Origin of the sequence: Clostridium tunisiense TJ (assembly GCF_000300195.1) — a bacterium.
In the GTDB taxonomy this organism is placed as follows: domain Bacteria; phylum Bacillota; class Clostridia; order Clostridiales; family Clostridiaceae; genus Clostridium_J; species Clostridium_J tunisiense.
The window spans coordinates 1-6242 of sequence record NZ_AMQH01000029.1; the positions used below are offsets into that span (position 1 = coordinate 1).

Genomic DNA, 6242 nt, shown 5'->3' on the forward strand with positions numbered 1-6242 from the left:
TTTTGTGAACTTATCGTTCACTAAGAATCATTTCTGATTCGGAATTAACTGGTTTTACCTTTTTCTCTGTTTAATTTTCAAAGACCAATTTAGCGCCACACTGTAGCGTTGTCACCATCAGGCAACTTTTACATCTTATCACCTTTTAGAAACTTTGTCAACACTTTTTTATTTTCAATATTTGTATTGATAATTTAAAAGTTGTTTTAAGTTTTAAGTGTTTTAGTCCGTTCTTAAGGACAAGACATATCTTATCACATATAAATTCATAATTTCATAAGCACTCATTCATCAAGTTAAATTATTATAATAAACCAGTGACTTTCCTTTCATTAAGTCTTTTTTTCATTAACTGACACACATGGATAAGTTATACAATAATTTCTGAATATACTAAACACTTTTTCCATCTTGTATACCTAATATGTTTCCTTGCTACGTAGGAATTCACTAAACCTTAAATTTCAACTCATGAACAAACTACTGTGAAACTTAGCTTTCTAATATATAAAAATACCCTAGTTTACCTAATATAAATAGATAGACTAGGGTATTTTTCTTATTTTATGACTTTTCTTTGCCATTTTCCTCTTCTATATACCCAATATCCATACATGCATACTATTAAATTACTAAAGCTCATAGAAAACCATATCCCTATTGAACCTGTGGATGTAAAATGCTTAAATAATAATATCATGGGTAATCTTACAAACCAAAGCCGTCCAATCTCCATAGCCATAGAATACTTTGTATGGCCTGATCCTTGGAATATTCCCTGAAATATGCTAAATATCCCCATCAATGGCATGGATATAGATATGTATTGTAAATAAGTTATTCCTTGAGATATAACTTCCATGTCATCCTTTGATTGCATAAAGAATCCTACTACTTCATTGTCCCAAAATATAAGAAATGCACACCCTATAATTGAAAATGAGATTGTAAGTTTTAAAGACTTCATAAAGGCTTCTTTTACTCTCTCAGCTTGATTTGAGCCTAAGTTTTGCCCAACAATAGAAGTTAATGCCGCACCTATCCCCATTGCTGGCTGCATTATAAGAGAAGTAATTCTGTTTACCATTGCAAATGCTGCTAAAGTTGCCGTACCATATGAGGCTATAAAACTATTTAAAACAATAAATCCGAGTGCAGATCCAGATTGACCTATTGATGATGGAATACCAATTTTTATTATCTTTTTAATTATAAGTTTATCAAATTTGAAATTTTTAAAGCATGGTTTTACCATAGTGGACTTCTTCATTAATATATATATTCCAGCAAAGGCAAGTAATGCTTTAGCAATTAAAGTGGCAATTGCTGCTCCTGCAACCCCCATATTAAACGTAAATATGAATATGGGATCTAATATTACATTAAGTACTGCACTTATGCCACTAAGTACTGTTGGCATTATAGTATTTCCCTGAGAGTTCATTATGGAGTTAAAATTAAAAAATAAAAACATGAATGGCATGTCTAAAAAAGTTATTCTAAGATATATATTACTATATTCCGCAAAACTACCCGTAGCTCCCATGACACTTATTATAAAGGGACTCGAAATGTATCCTATTATTGAAAAAAATACAGAGCATATTAAAGATGCAACTATAATTTGACTAGCATATTTATTGGCCTCCTCGTATTTTTCAGCTCCAATTAACTGCGAAATTATAGATGTGCCTGCAATTGAAATTCCTATTCCTAAAGATATAAATAAAAAGTTTACCGGCCATACAAAAGAAGTTGCTGCAAACTCGGTAGAACCAATTTTACTAACCCAAACACCATCGGCAAGATTATACAATGTTTGAATTAAATTGTTAATCATAATTGGAAGTCCCAATGTTAAAATAACCTTATATAAAGATCCTCTTAATATAAAATCTCTTTTTTTAGTATCCATATTCCCCCCATATATCTATTATCAAATAAGCTTTAGTCTATTTGGTTCATATACCAACCCTTTAAGTAACCTAGAAAAATTAAATTATCAGTTTATTTTAGCCTTCAACTTATAGAATTGATTCTGCATATTTCATAATTATGAAACTAAGGCAATTGATATTCATCAAAACACAACCATTCCTTATAATTTCTTCTAATTGTAGCACTTATCTTCTTATCCTTACAAGAATATTTTATATAATTATATTTTTATATTAAAGTAAAAAATGAAAATAGGTTAGAAGCAAAAGCTTTTAACCTGTAATTCCTCTATATCTCCACATTTATCTATTATTTTTCGTCTATACTTATATTATTTCCAATGCTATTAAATCCTCATAACTTTCTCTTTTTACAATAATTCTATCTTTTCCCTGGGTAATCATCACCACTGCAGGCCTTGGTATTTTATTATAATTACTAGCCATGGAATAATTATAAGCACCAGTACTCATAACAGCCAAGATATCTCCTCTTTTTATACTATTTGGTACTAGAAGATCCCATATTAAAACATCTCCAGACTCACAACACTTTCCTGCTATAGTTACTATTTTATTTCTTTCTTCGTTTAACTTGTTGGCTATATAAGCTTCATATTTAGCATGATATAGTGCTGTTCTTGGATTATCCGGTAGTCCTCCATCTACTGAAACATAAGTTCTTATATCTGGTATGTTTTTAATGGTTCCTATAGTATAAAGTGTCATCCCTGCTTCACCTACAATCCATCTCCCTGGTTCTATATACACCTTTGGTATAGTTAAATTATACTCTAAGCATTTTTCAGCAATTTTATCCATAATTGCATTAACAAAATAACTTAGTGGTTTAGTTTCATCACTCTCTACATATTTAATCCCAAAACCTCCACCTACATTGAGCTCTTCAACTTCTACACCCATTTCTTCTTTTAATTCTTTAATTAGCATGGTAGTATTTTCTACAGCTTTAAGATGATTTATATTATCAAAAAGCTGAGACCCTACATGAAAATGAATTCCTCTTAATTTCAAATGCTCAGAGTTTGTCGCCTTAATAATTGCTCCTTTGATGATATCATCATTTAGTGGAATACCGAATTTGGAATCCTTTTGACCTGTTGAAATATATGCATGGGTCTTACAGTTTATATTTGGTGTTATTCTAAATAATATATCAACTACCTTATTATACTGTTGAGCCAATTCATTTAGTAGTATGAGTTCATCAATACTGTCTACAACTATTCGCCCTACACCCGAATCTATAGCCATAATTAGTTCTCCCACAGTCTTGTTATTGCCATGAAACATTATATTTTTAGGATTTATACCTGCTTTAAGTGCCACAAATAGTTCTCCACCAGAAACCACATCTATACCTAGCCCTTCTTCCGCAACTACTTTACACATTTCCATAGTTAAAAAAGCTTTGCTAGCATAAAAAGCTTTAGAGTTTGGATACTTATTCAAAAAGGCTTTTTTTACTTCCTTACATCTTAATCTAATACTATCCTCAGATATGACATATAGAGGAGTTCCATACTTTTCTGCTAAACTTTGAATCTCGCAGTTAGCAAAATATAAACTTCCATTTCTGTTTTCCCCTTGAAACATATTATTCCTCCTAATTATTAACTTGGTAACTTATACTACATAATATAAGCAAATATTATGCCAACATTCTTACTTACCATTATTAGGATTATTGCCTATTACACATCAATTAATAAGTTGACAATCATAAAGATTTCCGCAAAAGTGAACTCCATTTAATAACTAGAATTTCATTACTGTCATTTAGTTATAAATCAAGCATTTCCACTTTAACGAACTTATTTCCTCTATGCCGAACTTTTCCATATGATTAAACATATATAATTTCATTGCATAAATTACTCACATTAGTTAGAATATATTTTATTTATTTTTCCAATGCTAATATAAAGTAACCTTCTACTTTGCCATATCTTAATTCATTCATGCAATTTTATATTATATTTCTTCAACTTTTCATAAAAACTTGTTTTCCCAATACCCAGTTCATTAAGCACAACTCTTATATTTCCATTCTTACTTCTTAAAGTACGTATAATTATCTCCTTCTCATACTCTTCTAAACTACCCTTTAATGTTGTACAAATCGGCTTGTTTAGCATTCGATCAATTTGAAAAAGTAAGTTTTTTGAGTAAATAATATTAGAATCACTTAAAGTTATGGCTCTTTCCAGAATATTTTCAAGCTCTCTAATATTTCCATACCAAGGGTAGGTCATTAATTTATTCATAGCTTCACTTGTAATCGTAACCAATTCTCTTCCAAGTTTATCTACAATTCTTGGAAGCAAAGCATTTACTAGTACAGGAATATCCTCTACTCTATTTCTTATAGCCTCAATATATATAGGAATAATATTTATTCTATAATATAAGTCTTCTCTGAAATTCCCCTCTTCAATGGCCTTTTCTAGATTTTTATTTGTAGCGCATATTATCCTTGTATCTACATAAATTTCTTCAGTTCCACCTACTTTATAGAACTTTTTACTTTGAAGAAAGTTTAAGATTTTGCCTTGAGTTTGTAACGTCATGTCTCCAATCTCATCTAGAAATAAAGTTCCCTTATGAGCTAACTGTAATAATCCCATTTTTCCTTGTTTTTTTGAATTCGTAAAAGCACCTCCTTCATAACCAAAAAGTTCACTTTCAAGAAGTCCTTCTGGTAAAGAAGCACAATTCAAGTGCACCATTGCATGTTCTTTTCTATTGCTAAGATTGTGAATTTCCTTAGCTAGAGTTGTTTTTCCAGTACCACTTTCCCCTAAAATTAATATAGAAGAATTTGTTTTTGAGGCCTTATATGCTAATTTTTTAATATTTATAGAATGGTTACTTATTCCAACAAACTCCTTAAAATCTTCAAATACTCTTTTATCCTCCAATAACAACTCTGTTTTCTTAAGGTTTTCAACAAGAATATTCCTCTCTTCAGTAATTTTCTTTAGTTCACTAATATCTTCTACCCTTATCATTGCGCCTATCTTTCTCCCTTCATGATAGAGGGTCCTAATAGATGAAATAGTAGGAATGCCATTTATCTCCATAAACTTATTTTCATCTACAATATGATTTGCTGTAGCGGCTTTGTAAAACTCTAATATCTCCTTACTTTTCTCATGAACTTCAAAAATTTGTTTTCCTATAGGCTCAAAAACTATGGCACTTTTTCCCTTTTCCCTAAAGGTCTTTTCCTCCAAAATATGTTTAATAGTCTCATTTCTTGCAGTATATCCACTACTTTGATAAAATAATAAACTTCCATTTCTTATTATTACCATATGCCCCATTCCATTTTTATATTTAGTTCTATAATTCGTACCATTTATCTTAATATTCAGTGTTTTTTCTATATAATTAATCTGTAGTTCATAGGAAATTCTTTTGTACATACCATTTAAAACTACCTGTCCCTTTTGATTCTCTTCCTTAACTACTTTATAGTTACATTCCTTTTCTTTTTTATATTTATGATTCTTTTCAACCTTCTGGGAACCCTGTCCATAAGTTTTCCTTGTATCATAGACTCCAAAGCATAAAACTGAATCCCCTTCACAAATAGTCCCATCGTAAATTTGAATTTTTCTTAAATCTTTTCTATTAAGATTTCCATCATCTTTCCCTAATTTGTTATCTACAATAAAAACATAATCTCCCTGCCTAATTTGTCCACCTTCATGAAAAATTTCATCGTTTTTTAGGATACCAAATATTTCCCTGGCCCTTTTGTTATAAGCAGTAATGATTCCTTCTGTATCAATTATTATAACTCCTTCAGAAATATTATCTAGTATCTCCATTAGAAATCCATTCATTAATCTCACCCTAACTAAATATATTAAGTAATAATTTACTATTAAACTAGCTTACTCGTAATTTAGCATTACGATAAATTCTATAACAACCAATACCATAATTACCCTATTATGTTACCATTTATAAATTAATATATATAAAAATCCTCACTAGAATATTACATATTTTAATTATTAGTAAGTATATATTTTATTAATGGCGAATTCCCTAAATTAGTTTTGGCGACATATTAATAATCAATTTATTTTTAGTTATTTATTTTATAAAACACAAAAGACACTAAGCTATCACTTAGTGTCTTTTATTTAGTACTATAGTACCTGGCGACCACCTACCCTCCCACAAAGTCTCCCTTGCAGTACTCTTGGCCGTTTAGATCTTAACCTTCGTGTTCGGTATGGGAACGGGTGTATCTTCTAAACGCATCATCAC

At 30.2% G+C, this 6242-nt stretch carries 3 protein-coding genes and 1 rRNA gene; all 4 read right to left on the minus strand.

Annotated features, from left to right (window positions below; all coding sequences use genetic code 11):
- Positions 1 to 559: 559 nt before the first annotated feature.
- Complete coding sequence (locus tag C661_RS0120645; RefSeq protein WP_017417222.1) at positions 560 to 1915, minus strand: MATE family efflux transporter; 1356 nt, start codon at positions 1913 to 1915, stop codon at positions 560 to 562.
- A gap of 349 nt (positions 1916 to 2264) precedes the next feature.
- Positions 2265 to 3554 carry a diaminopimelate decarboxylase gene (lysA, locus tag C661_RS0120650; RefSeq protein WP_017417223.1) on the minus strand — a complete coding sequence of 430 codons (1290 nt, stop codon included), beginning with the start codon at positions 3552 to 3554 and terminating at the stop codon, positions 2265 to 2267.
- Between the two features lie 359 nt (positions 3555 to 3913).
- Complete coding sequence (locus C661_RS22475) at positions 3914 to 5809, minus strand: sigma 54-interacting transcriptional regulator (RefSeq protein WP_017417224.1); 1896 nt, start codon at positions 5807 to 5809, stop codon at positions 3914 to 3916.
- A 319-nt stretch (positions 5810 to 6128) separates the two neighbouring features.
- A 5S ribosomal RNA gene (gene rrf, locus C661_RS0120660) occupies positions 6129 to 6242 on the minus strand; the annotation flags it as partial.

Bases quoted from the DNA above. Each gene is read 5' to 3' on its own strand.
- C661_RS0120645 (WP_017417222.1), bottom strand. From the start codon at position 1,915: ATGGATACTAAAAAAAGAGATTTTATATTAAGAGGATCTTTATATAAG.
- lysA (WP_017417223.1), bottom strand. From the start codon at position 3,554: ATGTTTCAAGGGGAAAACAGAAATGGAAGTTTATATTTTGCTAACTGC.
- C661_RS22475 (WP_017417224.1), bottom strand. From the start codon at position 5,809: ATGAATGGATTTCTAATGGAGATACTAGATAATATTTCTGAAGGAGTT.